The sequence below is a fragment of the Desulfovibrio sp. UIB00 genome (assembly GCF_022508225.1).
GTDB lineage: Bacteria > Desulfobacterota > Desulfovibrionia > Desulfovibrionales > Desulfovibrionaceae > Desulfovibrio.
On the sequence record NZ_JAETXJ010000004.1, the window covers coordinates 129,965 to 153,049 of the forward strand.

23 protein-coding genes are annotated in these 23,085 nt (G+C 58.4%); 10 read left to right on the plus strand and 13 right to left on the minus strand.

Going from position 1 to position 23,085, the window contains the following annotated elements:
- Positions 1-132: 132 nt before the first annotated feature.
- From JMF94_RS08455 to JMF94_RS08475, 5 genes are all read left to right on the plus strand, one after another.
- A complete protein-coding gene (locus JMF94_RS08455) occupies positions 133-483 on the plus strand; it encodes a helix-turn-helix domain-containing protein (protein WP_240824680.1) in 351 nt (116 codons plus the stop codon).
- Between the two features lie 115 nt (positions 484-598).
- A complete protein-coding gene (locus tag JMF94_RS08460) occupies positions 599-1,696 on the plus strand; it encodes a permease (RefSeq protein WP_240824681.1) in 1,098 nt (365 codons plus the stop codon).
- 18 nt (positions 1,697-1,714) lie between these two features.
- Entirely contained in the window at positions 1,715-1,957 is a 243-nt protein-coding gene (locus JMF94_RS08465) for a thioredoxin family protein (RefSeq protein WP_240824682.1), read from the plus strand.
- Positions 1,958-2,108: 151 nt separating this feature from the next.
- Entirely contained in the window at positions 2,109-3,140 is a 1,032-nt protein-coding gene (locus JMF94_RS08470) for an acyltransferase (protein ID WP_240824683.1), read from the plus strand.
- Positions 3,141-3,239: 99 nt separating this feature from the next.
- Positions 3,240-3,809, plus strand: a complete 570-nt coding sequence (locus JMF94_RS08475; RefSeq protein ID WP_240824684.1) for a hypothetical protein — start codon at positions 3,240-3,242, stop codon at positions 3,807-3,809.
- A 124-nt stretch (positions 3,810-3,933) separates the two neighbouring features.
- Here JMF94_RS08475 and JMF94_RS08480 read toward each other — a convergent pair whose 3' ends face one another.
- Complete coding sequence (locus JMF94_RS08480; RefSeq protein WP_240824685.1) at positions 3,934-4,812, minus strand: PhzF family phenazine biosynthesis protein; 879 nt, start codon at positions 4,810-4,812, stop codon at positions 3,934-3,936.
- A gap of 210 nt (positions 4,813-5,022) precedes the next feature.
- Here JMF94_RS08480 and JMF94_RS08485 point away from each other — a divergent pair, with 210 nt between their 5' ends.
- Positions 5,023-5,244 carry a YgdI/YgdR family lipoprotein gene (locus JMF94_RS08485; protein ID WP_240824686.1) on the plus strand — a complete coding sequence of 74 codons (222 nt, stop codon included), beginning with the start codon at positions 5,023-5,025 and terminating at the stop codon, positions 5,242-5,244.
- Between the two features lie 108 nt (positions 5,245-5,352).
- Here JMF94_RS08485 and JMF94_RS08490 read toward each other — a convergent pair whose 3' ends face one another.
- From JMF94_RS08490 to JMF94_RS08500, 3 genes are read right to left on the minus strand one after another with little or no spacing between them, the layout of a single operon-like run.
- Positions 5,353-6,129 (minus strand): MetQ/NlpA family ABC transporter substrate-binding protein, encoded by a 777-nt coding sequence (locus JMF94_RS08490; RefSeq protein ID WP_240824687.1) that lies wholly within the window; start codon positions 6,127-6,129, stop codon positions 5,353-5,355.
- A gap of 51 nt (positions 6,130-6,180) precedes the next feature.
- On the minus strand, positions 6,181-6,876 hold the full coding sequence (locus tag JMF94_RS08495) for a methionine ABC transporter permease (protein WP_022658505.1): 696 nt from the start codon (positions 6,874-6,876) through the stop codon (positions 6,181-6,183).
- Positions 6,873-7,853, minus strand: a complete 981-nt coding sequence (locus JMF94_RS08500; RefSeq protein ID WP_240824688.1) for a methionine ABC transporter ATP-binding protein — start codon at positions 7,851-7,853, stop codon at positions 6,873-6,875. Before JMF94_RS08500 ends, JMF94_RS08495 begins: the two co-directional genes overlap by 4 nt.
- A gap of 354 nt (positions 7,854-8,207) precedes the next feature.
- Between JMF94_RS08500 and JMF94_RS08505 the strand changes: the two genes are divergently transcribed.
- Positions 8,208-9,266 (plus strand): 4Fe-4S binding protein, encoded by a 1,059-nt coding sequence (locus JMF94_RS08505; protein WP_240824689.1) that lies wholly within the window; start codon positions 8,208-8,210, stop codon positions 9,264-9,266.
- A gap of 95 nt (positions 9,267-9,361) precedes the next feature.
- Here JMF94_RS08505 and JMF94_RS08510 read toward each other — a convergent pair whose 3' ends face one another.
- The 9 genes from JMF94_RS08510 to JMF94_RS08545 all read right to left on the minus strand — a co-directional run bounded on the left by JMF94_RS08510 (position 9,362) and on the right by JMF94_RS08545 (position 19,378).
- A complete protein-coding gene (locus tag JMF94_RS08510) occupies positions 9,362-11,434 on the minus strand; it encodes a cytochrome c family protein (protein WP_240824690.1) in 2,073 nt (690 codons plus the stop codon).
- 35 nt (positions 11,435-11,469) lie between these two features.
- Positions 11,470-12,042, minus strand: coding sequence for a hypothetical protein (locus tag JMF94_RS08515; protein ID WP_240824691.1), 573 nt, complete (start codon positions 12,040-12,042; stop codon positions 11,470-11,472).
- A 13-nt stretch (positions 12,043-12,055) separates the two neighbouring features.
- Entirely contained in the window at positions 12,056-12,181 is a 126-nt protein-coding gene (locus tag JMF94_RS15080) for a hypothetical protein (protein WP_022658500.1), read from the minus strand.
- A gap of 13 nt (positions 12,182-12,194) precedes the next feature.
- Positions 12,195-13,373: an NrfD/PsrC family molybdoenzyme membrane anchor subunit gene (gene nrfD / locus JMF94_RS08520; protein WP_240824692.1), complete on the minus strand. Its 1,179-nt coding sequence runs from the start codon at positions 13,371-13,373 to the stop codon at positions 12,195-12,197.
- Positions 13,367-14,422 (minus strand): sulfate respiration complex iron-sulfur protein HmcB, encoded by a 1,056-nt coding sequence (gene hmcB / locus JMF94_RS08525; protein ID WP_240824693.1) that lies wholly within the window; start codon positions 14,420-14,422, stop codon positions 13,367-13,369. The genes nrfD and hmcB overlap by 7 nt, the downstream gene beginning before the upstream one ends.
- Positions 14,423-14,474: 52 nt before the next feature.
- The gene (locus JMF94_RS08530; protein ID WP_240824694.1) at positions 14,475-15,485 is read right to left on the minus strand and encodes a hypothetical protein; all 1,011 of its coding nucleotides are present in this window, start codon (positions 15,483-15,485) and stop codon (positions 14,475-14,477) included.
- Positions 15,486-15,498: 13 nt separating this feature from the next.
- Positions 15,499-17,607, minus strand: coding sequence for an aldehyde ferredoxin oxidoreductase (locus JMF94_RS08535; RefSeq protein WP_240824695.1), 2,109 nt, complete (start codon positions 17,605-17,607; stop codon positions 15,499-15,501).
- Positions 17,608-17,688: 81 nt separating this feature from the next.
- A complete protein-coding gene (locus JMF94_RS08540; RefSeq protein WP_240824696.1) occupies positions 17,689-18,456 on the minus strand; it encodes a 4Fe-4S dicluster domain-containing protein in 768 nt (255 codons plus the stop codon).
- Between the two features lie 31 nt (positions 18,457-18,487).
- Positions 18,488-19,378, minus strand: coding sequence for a formate dehydrogenase accessory sulfurtransferase FdhD (locus JMF94_RS08545; protein WP_240824697.1), 891 nt, complete (start codon positions 19,376-19,378; stop codon positions 18,488-18,490).
- A gap of 599 nt (positions 19,379-19,977) precedes the next feature.
- On the opposite strand from JMF94_RS08545, the gene JMF94_RS08550 reads away from it, so the two are divergent.
- The 3 genes from JMF94_RS08550 to JMF94_RS08560 all read left to right on the plus strand — a co-directional run bounded on the left by JMF94_RS08550 (position 19,978) and on the right by JMF94_RS08560 (position 22,975).
- Positions 19,978-21,267 (plus strand): molybdopterin molybdotransferase MoeA, encoded by a 1,290-nt coding sequence (locus tag JMF94_RS08550; protein ID WP_240824698.1) that lies wholly within the window; start codon positions 19,978-19,980, stop codon positions 21,265-21,267.
- A gap of 94 nt (positions 21,268-21,361) precedes the next feature.
- Positions 21,362-22,243, plus strand: a complete 882-nt coding sequence (locus JMF94_RS08555) for a helix-turn-helix transcriptional regulator (RefSeq protein ID WP_240824699.1) — start codon at positions 21,362-21,364, stop codon at positions 22,241-22,243.
- A 33-nt stretch (positions 22,244-22,276) separates the two neighbouring features.
- On the plus strand, positions 22,277-22,975 hold the full coding sequence (locus JMF94_RS08560; protein WP_240824700.1) for a LysE family transporter: 699 nt from the start codon (positions 22,277-22,279) through the stop codon (positions 22,973-22,975).
- Positions 22,976-23,085: the final 110 nt, after the last annotated feature.

Genomic DNA, 23,085 nt, shown 5'->3' on the forward strand with positions numbered 1-23,085 from the left:
CTGCCAATGGCGCGCCGGGCGTGCAACCGGCCCAGATAGATCAATTCATTAAAAGCTGCGGCGAACGTTTGTTTGCCGCAGCTTTTATTTCGCCCTCTTGACACTGATCAATTAATGTTGAAATATCATTTCATGGAAAGCAAAACTGCCGCCAACATCTTTGAAGCCCTGTCGTCCGAGGTACGCCTCGATCTGTTCAGGCTGCTGGTCAAAAATGCTCCGCAGGGGCTGGTGGCTGGAGAAATTGCCCGTCAGCTGGATATCCCCTCCACCAACCTATCTTTTCATCTCAAGGCCGTTGTGCACAGCGGGCTGGTGACGGTTGAAAAGGAAGGACGGTTTATGCGCTACAAGGCCAGCATCCCCCTGATGCTTGAGGTGATCGCCTACCTCACGTCAGAATGCTGCTCCGCCAACCCCGGTGAATGCCAGAGGTTCCGGGCAGCAAGCGGCGTTGCACCAGGTATCTTGCCGAAGTTATAGGGGAAAGTGTCTCTTTTTTTGGCTTCAACATATCAACTGTTCAACAAATATAAAACTATAGGCATCTGCCATGAACGCGCCTCTTCAACAACAATGCTGCTGCAAAAATAGCTCCTTGCAGGCCCCCCAAAAGCCAGTGGCTGGTGGCTGGAACCTCAAATATACTGCGGTCATTACTGTCCTCGCTGCACTGTGGTGGCTGACCTATTCCGTCATCCAGCCTGCGGCGCACTGGCTGACTGTGGGCCTCATAGGCTTTGCCCCTGGTTCGCCCATTGCGGAATCCGTGGAGTTTTTCTTCTATGACACGGCAAAAATCCTGCTCCTGCTGGCAGCGCTTATCTACGCCATTGCCTGGGCGCGGGCGGGACTTAACGTGGAGAGGGTGCGCGACTACCTGAGCGGCAAGGCAAAGGGGGTAGGCTATTTTCTCGGCTCCGCCTTTGGCGCGGTTACGCCATTTTGCTCCTGCTCAAGCATACCGCTGTTTCTTGGCTTCACCACGGCCAGCATCCCCATGGGCATTACCATGTCATTTCTCATCACCTCGCCGCTTATCAACGAGCTGGCCGTGGTTTTGCTGTGGGGGCTGCTGGGCTGGAAGATCACCGTAGCCTACGTGGCTGTGGGCATGATTGCAGGCATCATTGGCGGCTGCCTCATGGATGCCATCAAGGCCGAGCGCTGGCTGCACCCTTTTATTCTTGAGGCCATGGCCAACATGCCCGCGCAGGCAGAAGGGGCCAGCGGGACGGATGCCACCCCGGCCTGCTCCCCGCAGATCACTCTGCGCCATCGGCACGATTTTGCATGGTCGGAGACCTCCACCATCTTTCGGCGCGTGTGGAAGTGGGTGATTATCGGCGTTGGCCTTGGCGCGGCCCTGCATGGCTTTGTACCGGAAAACTGGTTTGCCGAGCATCTTGGCGCCGGGGAGTGGTGGTCTGTGCCGCTTTCCGTCCTGCTGGGCATCCCTCTGTATTCCAGCGTGACGGGCATCATCCCGGTTATGGAAAGCCTGTTGACCAAGGGCTTGCCCATCGGCACCACTCTGGCCTTCTGCATGAGCACGGTTGTGGTCAGCCTGCCGGAAATGCTCATGCTGCGGCAGGTCATGACAGGCAAACTGCTGGCTGTTTTTGTGGGTTATCTTTTGCTTATGTTCACTCTGGTGGGCTGGTTGTTCAATCTGACCGGATCATTTCTGGCGTAACTTTCAGGAGCAAAACAAATGGAAATCAAGGTATTCGGCCCCGGCTGCGCGCGTTGCGTAGAGGCGGAAAACGTGGTGCGTCAGGCTGCGGAACAGGCTGGCGGTGAAATTTCGGTGATCAAGGTATCTGATTTCAGAGAAATCATGGCGGCGCGCATCATTTCCACTCCGGCGGTGATGGTCAACGACCAGATTAAATGCACGGGTAGGGTTCCTACAGTGGATGAGGTCGCTAGCTGGATTGCGGAGGCCAGCGCTTAATCCCTGGCTCCCTCCCCGGCCATTGCCAACACATATTCAGATATTTTCGGCCCGCCACACAGGAGCAATCTGCTTGCCCTGCGCGGCGGGTCAAGTTATTGTTGGTAATGTTCCGGGTGCTATTTCGCATACTTCCACCAAGGCGACCTCCATGCACTATCCCCACATTGCCCTGCTTAAAACCAAGTGCCTTTTTCTGGTTGTGGTCATGCACTGCGTCATGTTTTACGCCACGCCCTTTCCGTTCTGGAAGCTCTATGCGGATACCCCGCAGCCCTGGGCAGATTTGTTCACGGCCATCTCCGGCTCTACCCTTATCCAGTGTTTCATGTTTGCCTCGGGCTTTCTGTTTGCCGCCTCGTGGGATGCCGGCAAGCGCACCCCCCTGCAACACGCGCTGCACAGGGGGCGCAGGCTCCTGCTGCCCTGGTTTGGCGTGGGCATGCTCTGGGTAGCCCCGCTCTACACGCTCTTTTCCATCCCCGCGTTTGGGCATCCGGCGGACGCAACACTGCTTGAAACCTGGAAATCCGTTTCGCTCGGCCTGTTTACAGACCACCTGTGGTTTTTACTGGTGCTGTTCTGGATCACCCTGTTCTGGATTATCGCCCTGAGGGTGCTGCAAAAGCTGGGGCGCGACACGGCACTTACCGGCGGCATGGTGGCCCTGGTGGCCGCACTGTGCCTGCAGAACTATGGCGGCTGGCTCAAGTGGTATTGCCTGTGGGAAGCGCCTTCGTTCATTCTTTGTTACTACATGGGCATTGTGGCTTTCAGAAATCACGAGGCCCTTAATGCCCTGTGCCGCGCCCGCCCGCTGGCCCTGGGGCTTGGGCTCACGGCGCTGATCGTTCTGCTGTGGCCCTATGCGGGCGCGCCGGTGAGCGGCTGGATCGTGTCCCTGCTCTGCGCCCTGCTGGTGTACCATATGTTTTTGCTCACAGCAGGGCTGTACCCTCTGTTGCAGTCTTTTGCTCCCTTTGCCTGGTTTGAGCGCAACGGCTTTCGCTTTTATCTTTTTCATCTGCCAACGCCCCTGCTGGTCTTCATGTGGCTTTACAAGCCCTTGCAGCTGCCACCTGTTGCCTTTGTGCTGCTGAACATTGCCATTACCCTGACCGTAACAACGGTCATTGTTATTGCCAGCCGCAAGCTGGAAGAAAAGCTGGGCATAAGACTGTAGCAGTATTCAGGATCAGGTTTTTCCCCCTGTGCATTGGATCATAATTCCTAACGCGCATGTATTGCGGCACTGCGCCAAAATTTTTCTGGAGGAAATACCATGATGGGGTTCTTGAAGCTGGTGTTGGCCTTTGCACCATGGTTGTCGTTTCTGATCATCGCGCACGGCAGCATGTTTCGGCTGGAGCTTGGCCTTGGCATCGCTCTGGCCCTCAGCATCCTCATGGGTGTGCTCAAGCTGCATCGTGGGGTGATACTGTGGGTGGGGCTGGCCTTTTTCAGCGCGGCATCCATACTTGTGATCGGCTTTCAGAACATCTGGACAGTGCGGTACATGGGCGTGCTGGCCAATGGTGCGCTGGCGCTTGGCACATGGGCAGGAGTCGTCATGAGCAAGCCTTTTACCCTAGATTACGCGAAGGATCACACCGATCCGGCGCTCTGGGATTCCCCAATTTTTCTGCGCACAAACATGATTATTACTTCTGTCTGGGGTGGGGCCTTCACCTGCAATGCCCTGCTGGCGTGGCTGAAAATGAAGGAACTCTTTTTTTCAGAACTTACCTATGAGCTGATCTCCTACACCCTGCTCATAGGTGTGGCCGTATTTACCCAATGGTACCCGGCCTATCTGCGACAGTTGAGGGCCAGTCAGCAAACGACGGCGTAACTCCGCATACGCATTTTACAAATCACGCACAGCCCCCCCAATAATAAGTAAAGGACTGCCCCATGATCAGGCGCAGTCCTTTGTTCTTTTGCAGGTGCCGCTTTCGGCAACAAAAACGGACTGATCAGAGTAAATATCTGCCTTCAATTCTGGTTGTCGCACTACCGCCAAACAGAACTTTCCCCGCTGCTTCCTTCAGCTTGACCACGTTGAACGCCGCCCTTTCTGCATTTTGCTCGACTGAAACAGCGCTGCCGTTCCACAGGGAATTTTTAAGCATATAATAGCCAAAAGCCGAATTCCCCGACCCTGTCGCCGGGTCTTCAAGATAGCCAAAGCGGGGCGCAAAAACCCTTGTGCGCATTATGTTTGGGCTACATGCAACCTCTGAGCTGAAAACAAGAATAATATCCACTTCGCTTTCGATGCAAAACTGCTTCAGCGCTGCTTCATCCGGGTGCATGGCGAGGACTGTTTCCAGCGAGGCAATGGGCACAATCAATGTACGCAAGCCAGCATCAATACATTCCACATGAAGATCATTTCTGATTTCTGATTTGGAAATAGCCAGATGTTGCGCAACTGCGTCCATGTGTGGCATTACAGGCAGTTCAACCTTGTCTGGCGCTGTAATAAACACCGCGTCAGAGGTGGAAATTTCGTTATAAACCTTCAGGCTGCCCTTGCTTGTGGTGATGGTTATTTCCGTTTTTTGCAGCAGCTTTGGGTCGTTGGCGATCAGATCGTACATGCAGGCAATGGTGCCGTGCCCGCAAAACGCAACCTCGCACTCGGAAGAATAATAGCGCAAATGATAGTGCGCATCTTCAACCGGGGTGCAAAATACCATTTCTGATACAAAGCCCTCATGTTCCTTTGCCACAGCCAGCATGTCCTTATCCGCCAGGGGCCGCCCTTTTTCAAGGTATAGACATGCTGCCGGATTTCCAGACGAAAAATGCGAGGTAAAGGCATCTATCTTTTTATACGGATAACTGCTCACTTTTGCTCCTTATGGCAAAAGGACTGGGGGGGCTGACCATTATGGGTCGAGGCACCCGCAAGCTGTTTCGGTGTGAATATTTTTCGCCATGAAAAATACTGCGCGCATTGCGTATTGGCAAGCATTCCGATTGGGTGTATGCGCTTTACCGCGTCATGAACGAGCCCGCCAACGGCCCATATTTTTTTGCAACAGCCGAGGATGTTACGCATGAGAAAAATCGCCCTGATCCTTGCCCTGATGATGAGCACCAGTATGCTCACCGCCTGTGGCTCCAAGTACATTGCCGTTACGAAGGATTACACTATCTACATCGGCACCAAGAAGCCCGTTATCAATCCTGAAAACGATTCCGTGAGCTTTGAGGACGACACAGGCAAAACCCACACCATCCCCCGCGAAGACTTGAAGCAGGTTCGTCCCCTGCCCTAGCATTTTTTGCCTGACCGCCCAGCGCGGCAAGTATGCAAAAGAGCAGCCGCCTTACAGCTCCATCAGGAACCGTAAGGCGGCTGCCTTGATTTACGCAGAGAACGAATCTTAGAACACAGGCACGATGCCGCGTTCAACCAGATTCTTCTGGATGTATTCCTTCACTTCGGGGGACTGCACGGCCTTCATAAGGGCCTTGGCCTTGGGGCTGTCCTTGTCTTCATTGCGCACAACAATGATGTTGGCGTAGGGGGATTCGCTGCCTTCCATCACAAGGGCGTCACGCGAGGGCACCAGACCGGCTTCACCAGCAAAGTTGGTGTTGATGACCGAAGCGGTCACATCGTCCAGGGTGCGGGGCAGCTGGGCTGCGTCAAGCTCGTGGAACTTGAGGCCAAGGGGATTCTTGGTGATGTCGGCCACGGTAACGAGCGCGCCGGGCTTGATGGTGATCACGCCGTTGGCTTCGAGCAGGCGCAGGGCGCGGGCTTCGTTGGTGGGGTCGTTGGGCACGGAGACGCTGTTGCCCTTCTTGAGATCGGCAAGCTTTTTGATCTTCTTGGAATACACGCCCAGAGGTTCAATATGCACCTTGCCGATGGAAACAAGGTCAAGCTTCTTTTCCTTGTTCATGTTGTCAAGGTAGGGTTCGTGCTGGAAGAAGTTGGCAAAGAGCTGCTTGCTGGCCAGCGCCATGTTCGGCTGCACGTAGTCGGTAAATTCCTTGATGACCAGATTGTAGCCTTCCTTTGCAAGAAGGGGCTTGGCCGCCAGCATAATATCCTTATGCGGGAAGGGGGTCACGCCGACAACAATGTCTTCAGCGGCGAACGAAGGGGCGGCCAGCGCCAGAACCATGGCCAGAGACAAAAGCAGACGTTTCATAAGCGCTCCTGCAAGGGTAAAGGGTAAAAAAGTTCACACGCCGCCGCAGGCCTACCGCAAAATCTTGTACAGAAAATTGCAGACGCCCTGAATGAGCAGCACGAGAAGGCAGAGAATAATGACCGAATACACCATGATATCGACCTGAAAGCGGTTGTAGCCGTATTTGACGGCCAGATCGCCCAACCCGCCGCCGCCAACGGTTCCGGCCATGGCCGAATACCCCAGCAGCGTAATGGCGATAACAGCCACGTTCAGCACAATGGAAGGTAAGGCTTCAGGAATCAGCACGCGAAAGATGATCTGCGTGTTGCTGGCCCCAAAAGACCGTGCAGCCTCAATAACGCCCCTGTCCACCTCAAGAAAGCAGGTTTCGATAAGCCGCGCCACAAAGGGGGCGGCTGCGATGGTCAGCGGCACTATGGCCGCCGCGCTGCCAATGGAGGTGCCCACCACAAAACGGGTAAAGGGAATGAGCGCAATGAGCAGAATGATAAAGGGGAACGAACGCAGCAGGTTGACCACAAAATCCACGGCCTGATAGACTGAACGGTTGGGCTTGAGGCCGATGGGATTGGTCACGATCATGAGGATAGCCAGCAAAAAGCCCGAAATGAGCGAAAACAGCGTGGAGAGCAGCACCATGTCCAGCGTTTCCCACGTTGCCGTAATAATTTCCGGCAGCTTGTCCAGAAACCGCTCCCACAGCGGGTAGTAGGCCGCAAGGCCGCTCATGTTCTCAATCATGCTTGTTCACCCGCGTTTTCAGAATAGGCCAGAATCTCCCAGAACAGGTTCTGCGTTTTCAGATACTGCAGCACTGCGTCCAGGTCTTTATCCTGCACGTTGATGATAAGAAAGCCGAAAACATCGTCGAGGTAGCGTTCAAGCTTGCCGCCAACGATGGAAAAATCAATGCCCAGCGTACGCGCCATCTGCGTGATGACGCTCTGCTGCGAAATTTCGCGCGGAAACATGAGGCGGATGTTGGTGCCGCCGGGAATAAGCGTATATTCGTCCTCCACCATGGCCTGCATCTCCTTGGTGGGGGACAGAAAGAGATTTTCCGTCTTGCCCATGGCCACAGTTTTGCCGCCATCCAGCATGAGCAGGCTGTGGCAGAGGCGTTTGACCACTTCCATCTGGTGCGTGACCATGATGATGGTGAGGTTGAGCCGCTTGTTGATGTCTTCCAGCAGATCCAGAATGGACGAGGTGGTTTTGGGGTCAAGGGCGGAGGTGGCCTCGTCGCACAGCAGCACACGCGGGTTGAGCGCCAGGGCACGGGCAATGCCCACGCGCTGCTTTTGCCCGCCGCTCAGGCTCTGCACTCGCTGCTTGGCCCTGTCGGCAAGGCCCACAAGCTCTAGCAGATCCATGACGCGCTCTTCGCGCTTGGCAACGCCCCACAGCGAAAGCGGAAAGGCCACGTTGTCGAACACGTTTTTGCGGGACATGAGATTGAAATTCTGAAAAATCATGCCCATTTTGCTTTGCAGCATACGTAGGGCCGTGCCTTCAAGGGAGGCAACTTCAACGCCCATGACTTTGACACTGCCCATCTGGTAGGGTTCCAGGCCGTTAAGGCAGCGCAACAAGGTGGACTTGCCCGCGCCGGAATGCCCCACTATGCCGAAAATCTCCCCCTCGTGCACGTGCATATTGATCTCTTGCAGCACAAGGTGACTTCCGTAGAGCTTGCCAAGATTGGTTACCTGAATCATGCGATGGTTCCTGAGCCTGTTTTCGGTGTCGCCAGACAATGCGATATTTGTCCGCGAAAGTAAAGAATTCACGCAGGCACAGCATGAATAACCCGGCATTCTACCCCAAGGCGGCGTTCAAAATCAAGCTGCCAGCGGAGGCCCCGCCTGCGGCGGCGCGCAGGGGTAAACAAGCCCGCGATTGGCTCACCTCGTAAGGGTTTATCCTCTATCTCCTTTGCCGCACTTCCCCTTGAACCTCTGCGCAGATGGAAGGCATCCAGCATGTGATGCCGATCATGGACAGCCATGCGCAATGGTGACACAACCAGTGGCGCAATTGTTTACCTGAACAGTCTGAAAGGATATTCCGCCATGAACCAATCTGCCGATTCCGCGCAAAGGGCTGCACAGCCCACAGCACCAGCGTATACCCCCCTCACAAGCAAGCCTCCGAAATGCCGCGCTACTCCCACACTGCTGCGGCGCGGCATACAGGGCGCATTCGCCATTTTTCTTGTTTGGGTGGGCTGGAATTTTTACCTCTACGTGCAGTGGGCCACGGGAAAAAGCCAGACGTTCACGCCCAAACCACCCTCGGTGGAGGGCTTTTTGCCCATCAGTGAACTCATGGCCGCGCGCCGCCTGTTTGAAACCGGCATGTGGGACGTTGTGCACCCTGCCGGGCTGACGCTCTTTTTGGCAATCGCCCTCATGGCTCTGCTGTTCCGCAAAGGATTTTGCGGCTATATCTGCCCTGTGGGCCTTGCCTCCAACCTGTTGGGCCGCCTTGGCGAGCGCCTGGGCCTGAACCGCAACCCGCCACGCAAGCTGGAGCTGGCGCTCCAGGCCATCAAGTATATTCCACTGGTATTGCTGTGTTATTTCAGTTTTTTTGCCATGAGCGTGGACGAAATTGATGCCTTCATGGGCGCGCCATTCAATATGGTTGCAGATTCAAGCATGCTGTTTTTCTTTTTGCGGGCTTCAACCACCACCTTGATTGTAGTTGGCGTCATTGTGGCGGCCTCGCTGGTGGCGCGCAATGCGTGGTGTCGTTTCCTCTGCCCTTACGGGGCGTTTCTGGGCATTCTAGCTCTGGCAAGCCCTGTGGCGGTGCGCCGCAACGCGGCTACCTGTACGAGCTGCCGCCGCTGCCAGCGCGCCTGCCCTTCAGCCATCGCCGTACACGAAAAGAGGCGCGTCAATTCGCCGGAATGCCTTGGCTGCACTGCCTGTATTGAAGCCTGCCCGCAAAAAGACTGCCTCCACCTTTCTGCGGCCCGCAGCCGCGTACCCTTATGGACGGTTGCCGCTGGCTGCCTTGTGCTGCTTTTTGCCGCCTACCTATGGGCCGTGAGCACCGGTCACTGGGTTTCAGAAATTCCCCCGGGCATGCTGCGGCGCTTCCACATGATCCAGTTTGGCGGATAGACGGCCGCTCGCCTCAGGGGTTTATAAAAACAGCATGGCGGCAAAGGTATTCCCTTTGCCGCCATGCTGTCATTTATGATTGGGCCTTGCCCTTTTTACCAGACGGGGGCTTCTGCTGGATCGCGCTTGATATGGCAGGCCTGACAATCCGTTGCACGGGGCTTTTCAAGCTTCATGCGGGTGTGGCAGTCCATGCAGCGCTGGTGATAGGCAGCCTTGAGCAGGGGCCTGCCGTCCGGCATGGTAGTTACGCCAGCGGGCAGGTTTGCGGGATGACACGAAACGCAGCGCGGCGGCGTCATACCCTCTTTAAGGCGCGGGCTGTTGTGGTGGCAGGCCGCGCACTCCAGGCCATCCTTGGCATGCATGCCTTGCAGGCCTGCGGCCTTGCGGCCAATGCCAGCCCGGAGCTTTTGCAGATGCTGCGCATGGGCAAAGTCCACTGGGCGGAATTCCTTGCTCATGAGCTCTATGCGTACTTTTTCGGGCAAACCGTCAGGGACAGGCCCAAGCTTGGGCGCGTCAGACACATCTACGGCTGGCTGATCGCCCTGAGCGGGAGGCGGCGTTACAGCAGGTTGCAAGGCCTTGGTCGCAGCAGCATTGGCTGCCGGGTCGGGCTTTGCGGCGGGATTTTTGTCCGGCGGCGGCAACAGAATGGCAGAAGACGCAAGCGCGGCTTCTGACGCGTCGGCAGACTGCTGCGCAGCCTTCACCGCTGCGTCCACTGGCAACAGAATGGCCGAAGGGGCAAGTTTGGCGTTCTGCTGTGCAGCCTGCTGGGCAGGCAGGCTTTGCGGCAGGGCCGGGGCATCCAGCCCAGCAGTTCCGCTTGCCTTCTCAGCGGCCTGAGGCGAAGGCAGATTGCTGGGCAGCATCAGCCCCATGGTGCCCTTCACGCCGGGGGCGGCGCGGTGGCAGAAGGCGCAGTTGCTGCCGCTCTTGCTCACGGGCCTTGGCGTATGGCAGCCCGCGCATTCCGGCGCGGAGGTGGTCAGGCTGGTGTGGCAGTTCACGCAGGAATTTTTGGACGTAACAGAGTGCATGGCCTGCGCCAGCGGAATATTCTTGCCCTTGGGGTCGCCGCTGGGCGTATGGCAGGTGATGCACGACTGCTTGACGCTGGTGTGGTGACAATCCACGCAGTTGAGCGCCCTTTCGTGGAGGCCGTGGTCAAAAGGCACGGCAGGCATGACCGTAGGCCATTTGGGCCCCTGCGGATACAGGGGAGAAAGCGGCACCTGGGGCGGCGTGACCTTGTCGGTCAGCACCACGCCCGTGGGTCTGTCCATGGTCATGATGGAGGGGCTGGCCTCAAAGCGGGGCAAGGCCTCAAAGCGCGCCTTGTCATGACAGGTGGCGCAGTCCACAGGGCCGTGCGGCAGCTTCTGCTCCGCAAGCGAAGCGTGGCACTTCATGCACACTTCATGCGCGGCGGCGCGCAGGGGCGGCGGCGTATAAGCGGCATCCCTGGTGGCAAGGGCCGAGCCGGGGCCGCTTTCGTGACAGGTGCGGCACGAATCAATGTTTGGCGGCAAGGTGGGTGAAAAATCCTTGGCATGGTGACAGGTCACGCAACGCTGGGGATCGTTCTCCGCCAGGATTGCACCGGGGGCCAGACCGGGCTGCGCCTTTACGGGGAACGCGCCGGAGGTCAGATGCCGCTGGTGCAGGGAGGCGTCCATCTGCGGCTTGTAAGGCTTTTGAACGGGCAGCTTTGCGGCATCGGCAATAGTGTGGCAGTCACGACACTGCGCCAGGGACGGCCCAGCGCCCTTTTGCGCATGGCACGTGGCGCAGGCCGCATGGAAGGCCTCCTTGCGCGCGGCAGGATCACTGGAATTTACTCCAGCAAAGGCGCTGAACACCGGCGTTTGCATAATATTGACCGGCAGACCCGCGCTGTTCTTCTCCACGCCGGGGCCAGCCGCATGGCAGCTCGCACAGGCGTTGGCCTTGGCATGGGCCGCATGGTCAAAGGCCACAACAGGCATTTTAAGCTCCTTGGCGCGCTGAACGCCAAGGTAGATGGTGTTGCCCGCCAGAGGCGCGGAAGCTGCCTGGACACCAACAGCAGAAAAACACAGCGCCACGGCAAACACTGCACTGGCGGCCACAAACCGCATGGCGCAAGCAGAAACGAGGGCTGTACTACATATGGTTCGCATTAACTCCCCCTTGGGGACTTTGATCAGAAAAACCATCAGCGCAGCAACCGTGCAAACTGGCAACGGGGCGCACACCACAAAAAAACATGCCCGGCAACAAGGTGCAGCAAGAGCCAGAGTCCATACCCCGGTATGCCCGAGCGGGCAAGCAGGCCTGTAAACGGCAGCAGCACCAGCAGGGCCATAAGCCGCCAGTCCGCCTTGGTGGCGGCGGCGCGCAGATCGGCCAGCAGCAGGTGACGCAACGGCAGGGCCAGCGCCCCAAGCGTCAACAGCACAGCAAGGCCGTCCGCCCAGCGAAAGGCCATGCCCGGCCAGTCAAAACCAAGGCCGCGCCCGATGAGCACCGCATGGCCGGGGGCAAACAGCAGCACCACCAGAGCCATGAACAGCAGCCAGAAAATGGCGTCGTTGACCAGCACCCGCACGGGCCACTGCCCGCGCAGCAGATCGAGCGGCACAAGGCGCGCGCGCCAGCGGGCCGCGAAATCCGAGGGATTGCAGCCGCTGGCCTTGCACTGGCGCAGGCGCAGCACGCACCCGGCCAGACATCCCAGCAGGGATATGAGCAGCCCCCAGCCAGTGAGAAAGGATATCAGCGTTGTCATAACGTGCTCCAGCCTAATCCTTGCCGTTCAGAAAGAGGTAAAAGCCCAGCAGGCCGAACAGGGCAAAGCAGATGAAAATAAACATCCAGCCCGTGCCGGACATCAGGGATGCGTAAAGCGAATAAAATACCGTCTGCATGGCATCCTCCCTGTCAGGCTTCAGGTTTGTAGTCAGGGTGATCGCGCAATACGGGCATCTTGGCGCACACAAAGCGGTACACCGTCACAAGCCCCACCAGCATGAACAGCGAAAGCGTGATCTCGCCCAGCGAAGGAAAATACTTGAGGTGCGTGGGCAGATTGTAGTTGTAGGCCACAAGGCTCACATCCATGCGGTTGAGCATGACCCCGAATACAGACAACCCCGCCGCAAGGCGGATCATGCCGTAACGCCGCTCGCGCACGCCCACGGCAAACATGAAGGCAGGCACGATGACCAGGGCCATTTCCAGCAGCCACAAAAGACCGTAACCGCTGAACACGTACTTCCAGCCATTGTCGAGGGTGAGGCCGCCGATCTTGATGACAAAATAACCCATCATCACGAGCGAAGCGCCCCGCGCAAGGCTCAGGCTCACGCCGTCAAAGCTCTTGGCGTGGTTCTCATCCATGTACTTGTGCATGCCGGCGTGGGCCAGCGTGCCTTCAAAGATCACCATGGAAAGCCCGGCATAGAGGCTCGACACAAAGAAATACACGGGCAGCCATGACGAGTACCACAGGGGGTGCATCTTGGAGGGAACCATCACATACAGCCCGCCCAGAGAAGACTGGTGCAGGGTGGAAAGGATGATGCCCAGCGCCACCAGCGGCATGATCAGCTTCATGAGCATGGCGCGCAGCTTGTTCCATCCCAGCCACTCGCAGGGGATCACAAACCACAGCACAGCCATGACGCAAAGGTAAAAGAACTCGCACACGCCCACGGTAAACAGGAGCGATGTGGTGCCCTGCGACACAAAGACGGGATACGGCAGCCGCCAGGGCTGGCCCACGTCGTACAGCAGGTCGGCGATGACAAAGGCGTAGCCGAAAAAAGCCGTGGTCAGCGCGGGCCGCCACATGGAACGCAGATTGCTGAAGCCGAAGATGTAATAGCCCGCCGCCAGCGTAAAGCCGCCAGCAGCAAGGGCCACGCCGCACAAGAGGTCAAAGCCGATCCACAGGCCCCAAGGGTAGTAATCATCAAGATTTGTAACCGCACCGATGCCCCAGCCAAAGCGCATGACCGTGGCCACGGCTCCGCAGAATAATATGACGGCGGTGATGATGTTGCCCGGCGTGTTGAGCAGGCCAAGCGTATTTTTCAGCAGTTCCGAAGGCTTCAGCATTGTCCGCCTCCCTGGCCCTTTTCAGGATTATGGTCAGCGGGCTTGCAGCCGCAAGCTTGCGCGCTGTCTTCTGCACGGGCGTCAGCGCAGTTCTGGCCTTTTGCCTGCTGCGCACCCTCGCAACGGGCCTGCTCCACCATTTTTTTGTAATGCTTGCTCATGGAATACGCGCCGCCCAGAATCACCGGCCAGATACCGGCAATAACGGCAATGGAGCCAAGCATGCCGCGCGTAAGTTCCGGCGCGGAAACAGCGGGCACATCCGGCTGCCCCAGATCGGCATGCGGCACGGGCGAGAGGTAGAGCCAGTTGGTGCCGCCCATCTCGTGTTCGCCATAGATGTGATCTTCGTACATGCCTGGATTATCCATGATGCGGCGGCGGGCCAGTTTGACAAGGTCGCTGCGCCGCCCAAAGACCAGAGCCTCCTTGGGGCAGGCTTCCACGCAGCCGGGCAGCAAGCCCTGCTTGAGGCGCGGGGCGCACATGGTGCATTTGTACACCAGCGGATTCCAGGCGTTGTTGTAGTCGTAGGCAGGCACGTAGAAAGGACAGGCCATCATGCAGTAGCGGCACCCCACGCAAAGCTTGGGGTTGTACACTACCGGGCCTTCCTCTGTTTTTACAAAGGCTTTGACAAAACAGGCCGAAGCGCAGGCCGGTTCCTGGCAATGGTTGCACTGCAACTTGCGGAACACGGGGGCATGCCCTTCCGGCTGATATTTGTTGACCACCGTATAGGCCTTGAATGTGGGCCTGCGGGTCTGCTCAAATACCGAACTGTCGTCAACGGGCTTTTCCAGAGGCGGCAGCACGTCGGCATTGACCTTCTGGCAGCCTTCCTCGCACTTGCGGCAGCCGATGCAGCGCACTGAATCGTGCAGCACGCCCACGGCATCGGGGCTGCCGTCATAGGCAAAGGGGGCTGCCCCGGCAGCACTGGGAAGCGCTGCTCCGGCCACACTGCCGAGGCCCAATATTTTCAAAAACTGTCTGCGCCGCATGGCGATCCTCCCCTGCTTGCGCATTGCATCATTTTCATGCCCCATGTCTGCCGTGGGGCAAGCCGCCAAGGCGGCGCCGTAAACACGCCCCTGCGGCCTATGGGCTGGCAATGGCCCCCACGTCCTCTTTTTCCGCCAGAAAGGCGGCGTAATCTTCATCGAGGTAGCGGGTGGAATACAGATACACCGTGCCCACGGAGCTTTCCGTAAAACTGATGTCCGCGTATTCCTCTGTTTCCGCCATATCGCGCAGGCACTGCTGCAAGGCTTCGGCCTCAAAAAGAAAAGGCGGGTATTCAAATATCTCAAGGGGCACAGGCCGGGGGTAGTCGCGCGAGCTGTCCCGCACCACGCTGGCGACCTGCACCATACGGTTGTTGGCTGTAGAAAGAATACCCGCATACAGGCTGCTCATCTGCGGCCTGTAATGATAGTATTCCTTGCTGTCCCAGGCGGTAAAAGCCGCCACGTCTTCATCTTCCGCCAGCAGTTCTGTCAGCAGAGCCGCCGCGTACTCGCGCTCCACCACGCGGGGAGCGGTTGCGGCCTCTGCGGGTTCCGCTGCTGGTGCAGATTCACTTGCCTGCGCCGGGTCAGCTCCTGGCTCCGCCAGCGCCTCAGCGGGATGCAGCAGCGAGCTCAGCAACTGCCTGCGGCTCAGCAGACGGCGGGTTTTGCGCAGGCCCGGCACTTCCGGGTCTGGGGCCGAGCCTGGCTGGGCCTTTTCCATGGCCTTGATGCGGGCCATATCTGCGGTCACGGTCTGGGAATCCGGCCCTTCAAAACGCGGGTCGGGCAAAGCTTCCAGCTCCTGACGCACCTGAGCAACGGTAACGGGCGGCGCAAGCGCCGCGCGCTCCATAAATGCGGCCAGCAATTCATCGGCGGTCACAAGGCGTTCATCACTACTGAAATCAGCCAGTGTTTCCACCAGCAGCACCTTGTCGGCCTTGCGCTGATCCACCAGTCGGCGGCTTTCGGCCTCTTCTACCTGATGGGTGGTACCGATCGGCCCCGTTTCCGGGGCGGCTGCGCCGCCCCCGTCAAAGGGGGCGGCCGCCTGCGCTTGATTCTGCGCCTGATTCTGGGCCTGATTCTGATCGTTCATAGGCTCTCCAAGGTTACGCGCCGGGAACCAGCTTTTCCTTGGTCATGGTATCGGCCACGTCATTGAGGCCAAGCGAACGGTAATGGTTCGCGCTGGGCAGGCCGGATTTCACATCCCAGCCCTGCACTTCGTAGAACAGGTCGAGGCTCTTTTCGATATCGGCCTTGTCCATGCGGATGGTGCCCTTGGTGAAGGGAGCCTTGTTCTTTTTGTCTTCAAACAGCCAGTTGGGATACTGGTCGTGCTTTTTGCGCATGTCCGTGGTCTGCATCTGGCGCGCTGTGTAGGCGCGGTGCAGGTTAAAGGCGCGCTCTGCGCAGCGGTCCAGCTCCTTGACGTCCAGGTTGTGCCCGGTGAGGACGCGGTAGTATTTGCTCTCAAGGCTGTTGTCGCCCATGTAGCCATCCTGCTTGTTGGGGGTGGAAATCCACGGCCCCATCCAGTTGCAGAACGAAAGCATGTCGTGCAGTTCCTTGCGCTCGATGGACCACTTGGCGCGGATCATCTTGTACTTGTTGGTGGGCTTGTAGTCGCCGATGGCGTCCACCGCGTCGGCAGAACCCCAGAAGTGCTCGGCAAGGCGCTTTTGCACATCAATGGGCAGGCCGCTGCGCACAAAGTTGCAGTTGGAGTGGCACATGGGATCGCGGTTGTACTGGGTGTTGATGACGCACCCGGCCTGGCCGTCGTCCTCGTTGGCGTGGTGCTTGGGGTGCCCCATCTTCCAGTAGACGGTACGGTGGTCGTCCTTCCATTTTTCTTCGGGGATGCCCATTTTTTCAAGCATGTAGCCAGTGCCCATGCCCAGAAGCTGACCGAACTCGCCTTCCTTGTAGGCAATGCGGTGTACGGCAGTCTTGATGAATTCGGGATTGCAGGCGTCCACCATATCCCAGGGAATGGACTTGTATTCGTCCGCGCCGAGCTTCTGCTTCCAGATGCCGTCTTCATACATGTTGCTGAAATCGCGGAACAGCTGGCCGTAGTTTTCCCACACGCCAAGGTCGTCCATGAGTTCAATGCCCACAAAACCGGCCTGCCGCGCCAGATCGCTCTTTTTGCGCGAGAGCTTGGGGAACCACTCGCGCCCGCCAAACATGCCAACGCAGGTATTGAACTGAATGGGGCTGACGCCGAACTTGGCCGCCGTGTCTTCGTCCTTCATCACTGTATAGCAGCGGATGGGACAGGAGAAACAGCCGTTGTTGCGCACGGTGTACTGCCACACGTTGTCGCCCAGAAAATAGGCGGCATTGTTGGTGCGGTACGAAATGCGGTTGAGCGAACGCACATCGTTTGTAAGGGTAACGGGGGCTTCAGATGCACCCCAGCGCTTGCCCGGCGCGCCCACCCAGCGGGAACCGGCATCCCAGTACTCAAAAAGCGGGCTGGGGAAATTGGGAACCACGTGCTGGTTGTTGGCGCCAATGATGGTGCGGTGATAGTTGATGAGTTTTTCCCAGTCGGCCTTGTCGCCCGCAATGTGCACGGGCTGGCTGCCCTGAAGGGCAATGGCCTTGAGCATCTTGGAGCCCATGACAGCCCCTATGCCGCAGCCAGCGGTGTGGGCGCGGCTGTTGACAACCACGGAATAGGGAACCAGATTTTCACCAGCAGGCCCGATGGCGGCAACGGTACCGTCAGCCCCCACTTCTTCGCTGATAACGCGGGTGGTGCGGCGAGTGCCCTGACCCCACACGTGGCTGGCATCCTTGAGCCATGCCTTGCCATCGCGCACATGCAACCACACGGGGCGCTCGGCCTTGCCCTCAATAATGAGGAAGTCGTAGCCCGCGTATTTCAGGTGCTCTGCAAAGTTGCCGCCCATGTGACCGGAACCGATGAGGTGCTGCGGCCACGAAACAGGCATGATGGTTGTAACCGCCGTGCGTCCGCTGCACAAAGCGCCCGTACCGGCCAGCGGCCCCACGGCAAAAACTATCTTGTTGGCTTCGTCATAAGCCTTGGTCTTGGGCGCGACTTCGTCCCAAAAGACCTTGTAGCCAAGGCCCGTGCCGCCAATAAGGTCAAGATACTGATAGGTGTCTTCAACAGTGATGCGGCCCGTACTCAGATTGACCCGCAGGCCCTTGCCCTGATAACCGCCAAATTTCCTTGCCATAAATTCCTCCGGCTCGCTGATGGAGCGTACTTCCTGTGAATGCCCGCTGCGCCTCGCTCTGCAAGGTGCAAGGGGTGCGCGCTACTGCTCGTATTTGAGGTTACGCGGCCCGCCGGGCGATTCCACATGGCAGGCGTTGCAGGCGGCGCGGCGGTCATCGGGCACCATAAGCGAAAACGAACCGCGCGTGGTGGCCTCGCGGGTGCGGTCGCTCCACGGCACATAGCGCAGGGCGGCTGCCGGGCAGGCATCCACGCACTTGGGCGCGCCATTGCACAAAAAGCACTTGTCGGCCTTGCCCTGCTCTTCATCAAAGGTCATCACGCCCCAGGGGCAGGCCTTCTGGCAGAGGCGGCAGCCCACGCAGCGGTCTTTGAGCACCATGCGCGTGCCCGTGCCCTTTTGAGCGATGATAGCATTTTGCGGGCAGGCCGTGGCGCAGGGCACCGGGTGCGGACACTGCTTGCAGGTATCCTGAATCACCAGCGAACCGGAGCCGTAGATGCCCTTGGTGGTGTTTTCCAGCCCGCCCTCCGGCCCAAACATGGCATTGCGGCTTATCTTGATGCGCGCAAGTTTGGGGTCGGCCTTGCCATCGTTAAACTCCGTACAGGCAAGCTCGCACCGCTGACAGCACACGCACAAGGTGGGGTCGCCCACGATCATGCCGGCTGCTTTTTCCATAATCACCAGCGGCGAGGCCTTCATGGTGGCCAGAGCCTCGGAAGCTTGCAGCGTGGCCAGCCCAAGGGCCGCGCAGGAAGTTACCTTGATGAATCCACGGCGCGAAAGGTTTTCGAGCAGCATATCTTCATCGGCACGTTTCAGTTTGCTCAGCATATCAGCCATACAGCGCTCCTTGTCATGATCGACAACGGCATCACGGCAGCACAAGCTGCCCGTTTTCATGATATATGTGCATGCTGCCGGACTTAACATTGCCCAGCAGAGTCAACCCGGTTGCGCGCGCCATATCCACGGCACGCGACATGGCACGAGAAAGGGAGGCAAAAACCGGCACGCCGGCGCGCACGGCCTTTTGCGCAATTTCAGAGGCAATGCGCCCGCTGCTGATTATCATATGGTCAGCGGGATTCAGACCTTCCACAAGCATGTAGCCCACAAGGGTATCAATGGCGTTGTGGCGGCCAATATCAAGGCAATAAAAAACCATGCCCTGCCTGTTGAGCAGAGCTGCGTTATGGCAGCCGCCTGTCTGGTGGAATACTTCGGAGCGTTCTTCCAGCTCCTGCGCGGCCCGCAGAATGACGCGCGGCTCCCAGCTGGGAGCTTCCGCGCGCGGCATACAGCGCAGTTTTCGGGCAGCCAGGGGAATGTTCCAGCCCATGGCCGAAGTGATGGTGAGCTTGGGGGCGGCCTGCTCCGTAGAACCGGCCGCCTTGCTACAGCAGGCCTCGCGCAGCAGCACGTCCACCCGCACTTCTTCCGCCCCATCGGGAGGCGTTGCCCCGGAGGCGGCGGCAGGCAGGGGCGTTACGTCCACCCCGGCGAGGTCATGCAGGTTTTCAATGAGGCCGCAGGAATAGAGAAATCCCGGCACAAGGTAGCGCAAATGCTGCCCAGAACAGGCCACGCGCACAAAGGGTACGCCGTTGACATGCATGGTCAGCGTCTGCTCCCGGCACGACAAAAATACGGACGGCGAAACCTTGCCGTTGCTGTAGGTCAGGATATCGTAACTGCGCACCGTGGCCGGGGGAGAAGCCAGCGGCAGAACATCGCCTGCGGTTAAGTTTTTGAACAAAGCCATAGCACCCCTTCCTTTACTATGCGGAGCCGCTGTCGTTACGGAGGCGGCAACTTCCGGCAATCCACAACTATCTGCCCGTGTGCGCCAGAACTCATTGGCGGCCTGGGCCAAGCCGAAGCAATATCTGGGCCAGGCAAAGGCCAAATCTGGGCCAAATATGAGCCAAGACCGGCTCAAAACTTCAGACTGAAAGTTGATACAAATTTGTTCTTTTTTTCACATCATTCCCGCTATGAACAATGTGCCCTTTTCAATTCTGGCTGATATTTTGTACGCTGGTAACAGATGGAGAGGATAACCCTGAGCCAGATGTTGCCCGTAAACGGTGAGGGGGATACCGCGTGGAAAACGTATTAACTCGCGCAACTGGTTGGCTCTGCGCAACAATTACCTGACAACCTTCATGGTTTTTATTGTTTGCGTGAACAAAGCTTAGGTAAATCGCTTTATGCAGTCAAGCTCATGTGTTATTTTTCACCACGTTAAATATTTTTTAACATACTAAAATATAACGATATTTACAATTCCATTGTAAATTACTATAGTTACAAAAATAAAAAATCAACCAGTGGAGTGCAATCCACAAGGAAGGTCACGGCGTGTCCCTGTATTTTTGCTTGCGGGAAACTGCGGATATTACCGCCTTTATTGCCGGAGCAAATCCCTTGCAGGCAGAGCCTGTATCTGTAAGCGCTGCCCTTGGCAGAGTGCTTGCCGCAGATATGCACGCGCCCGTTCCCTGCCCTTCCACCTGCCGCTCCACACGCGATGGGTACGCGCTACGCGCAGCAGACGTCGCCGGGGCATGCCCCACAGCCCCGGTGCTGCTTCACCTAACGGGTGAAAGCCGCATGGGCAGGTCCTGCGGCGGCACGCTGCAAAAAGGCGAGGCATGGCGCGTCTACACGGGCAGCACCTTGCCCGAAGGCGCTGACGCCGTGCTTATGCAGGAATTTGCGACACTGAACGATCCGTTGGCAGACTCAAAGGATGCTCCGCCGATCGTGGCAGCTTCCGCCCCGTGCGCAGCGGGGGAAAATATCCTTGCGCCCGGTGCGGACATGCCTCAGGGCGCGCTGCTGGCACAGGCTGGAACGAAGCTTGGAGCGCACCACATGGCCCTGCTGGCGCAATTTTTCAAAGAGGTGCCGCTGCGCCGCAAGCCAGTGATGGGCATTCTTTCCACTGGCGACGAATTTTGCGGTTCTGACCTGCAGAACGGCTTTGCCGCTTGCCAGAGCAATACCAATGCCCTGCTTCTGGAGGGGCTTGCCGCCTCTCTGGGCGCAAACTGCCTGCACCTTGGCACTGCGCCGGACAATGTGCAGGCTCTGGGCCAGCATCTGCGCGCGGCCTTGCCCGATGGCCCCACGCCTTGCGACGTCATTGCGGTTATTGGCGGTTCTTCCGGCGGCAAACGCGATTTCAGCGCCCAGGCCATAGCAGGCCTGCCGGGCTGCGAGATGTGCGGGCATGACCAGCGGGTAAGCAGTGGCCGCCCTCTCACACTTGCCCGCAGGGGGCAGACAACTATTTGGGGTTTGCCGGGGCATTCCCTCAGCCTTGCGCTGGCTGCGCAGGTTTTTCTGGTGCCCCTGCTGCAAAGGCTTGCCGGGCAGCAGGGCTCGCCGCAGCATATGAACTGGCAACCAGTTGTGCTGGCGCGCCTTGGCATTGCCCTGCCTGTGGAGGGAAACGCCCCCACCCACTACCCCGTGATATTGCAGCGTGAGCATGGTCGCGTGACGGCCTGGCCCGTTGCCGCTGGCACTGGCAAAACCGCCGTGCTGCGCGACATGGACGGCTGGATAACCATGCCCGGCAGCAATGATATGTCCAGAGGCGGTTTACGCCGTGGCGCTGCCGTGCGTGTGCGCCTCTTTGCCTGACCCCCTGTCCGTCTGCCCAGCACGCCACCAGCTTGCCATGCCGCATGGCTGTGGCTACACTTGCAGGCACATCAACTGCAAACGGTGAAAAGCCATGCCTCCCCGCCCTTCTACCCCACAGCAAACCTTCATTTCTCCGGACAAGTATCCGTATCTTGAAGTGCGCACCACGCTGCAAAGCACCCAGCCCTACGCCGAGCATTTCCATTCAGCTTTTTCTTTTGGCCTGATTCTTGAGGGCGGCACCTGTTTTGCGCTCATGGGGCAAAGGCATGAAGCGCTCAAGGGCGACATCGCCCTGATTGCCCCCGGGCTGCCGCATAGTTGCAATCCTCTGCACGGAAAAGCGCGCAGCTACCTTATGGCCTATTTTGACGCGGCATGGTTTGCGCGCAATATCTGCCGCCCCCTGGGTATTGCCGATGCGTATGAAGTAACGCTGCCCGTTGTGCGCGACCCGGCGCTCTTTCAGCAGGGGGTTGCCGCCATGGAGGCTTTTTGCAGTGGTGCGGACGATGCGGAAATACGTTTTGTGACGCTTTTCAGGCAGCTTCAATGGGGATACGGCTGCCTCGCCAACATATCTGAACACGCTGGCAAAAAGACGGACTATCCCCTTACCGCCACAAACATTCTGCTGACCGCCGACAGCGCGCCCATGGCAGGTGAAAACGGCCCACCTGCCACAGACCATGCGCCCGTTACATCTTTGGCCCGCAGGGCTGGCCTGCGGCGCGAGAGCTTTTCGCGCGCATTCCGCCGCACGGCGGGCTTGCCGCCCAAGGCGTGGCTGCACTGCCTGCGGCTGGAAAAGGCCCGCGCCATGCTGCGTCAGGGCAAAAGCATTGCCGATGCGGCCCTTGCGGCAGGCTATGCCGATCAAAGCCACTTTCACCGCATGTTTGTAAAATTTTATTCCGTCACGCCCGGCTGCTATCAGCGGGGGCGGTCACATTCGTACAATACGCGCAAATAAAAAGAGGGTGTGCTGTCCGCAAGGAGGCCACCCATGTCTGTTTCCACACTGATTCCCGCTGCTTTTCCAGCGCTGGCTCTGGCGCATTTTCTGGCCCTGCTCAGCCCCGGCCCGGATTTTTTCCTTATCATTGGCCATGCCGTGCGGCATCGGCTGCGCGGTTCGCTGTTTATCTGCCTTGGCATCGCCCTGGGCAATGCCCTGTATATCTGCCTGGCGGTCTCCGGCTGGTCGGTCATGCGGCAAATGCCCGCCATGTACCGGTTGCTGGAGCTTGCGGGCGCTGCCTATCTTGCATGGCTGGGCTTTTTGCTGCTGCGGGCCAGCCGGAAGGCCGCCACCCGCAAGACTACGCCAAGCCAGCATGCGCCAAGCCAACCTTCGCCTAACCAGACAGGCAGCCTCGCCACAGGCCATGCAAGCCCCCTTTCTCCCGGCAGGCAACTGCTCACGGGGCTAGGCTCTGCCCTGCTCAACCCCAAGAACGCCGTTTTTTACCTCACGCTCATGACAGTAATCCTCGGCCCCACCGCCACCCTGCCGCAGCAGGCCTTTGCCGGACTGTGGATGACCCTGCTGGTCTTTGCCTGGGACGCCGCCCTTGCCGCCGCCATATCCCTGCCCGGCGCGCAGCGGGCGCTGGAAAAGCGCATTCCACTCATTGAAGGGCTGGCAGGGCTGACGCTTGCCAGTATTGCCCTCTGGCTGGTGCTGCGGCCCCTGTTCTACTGAGCATGCCGAAAAAAAAGACAGAAAGCCCGCGTCACTGCAACGCGGGCTTTCTTTGTATCAGGCAGATATATCTCAGGATAATTGTTCAGGGACGCGGACTTTCGGGGAAG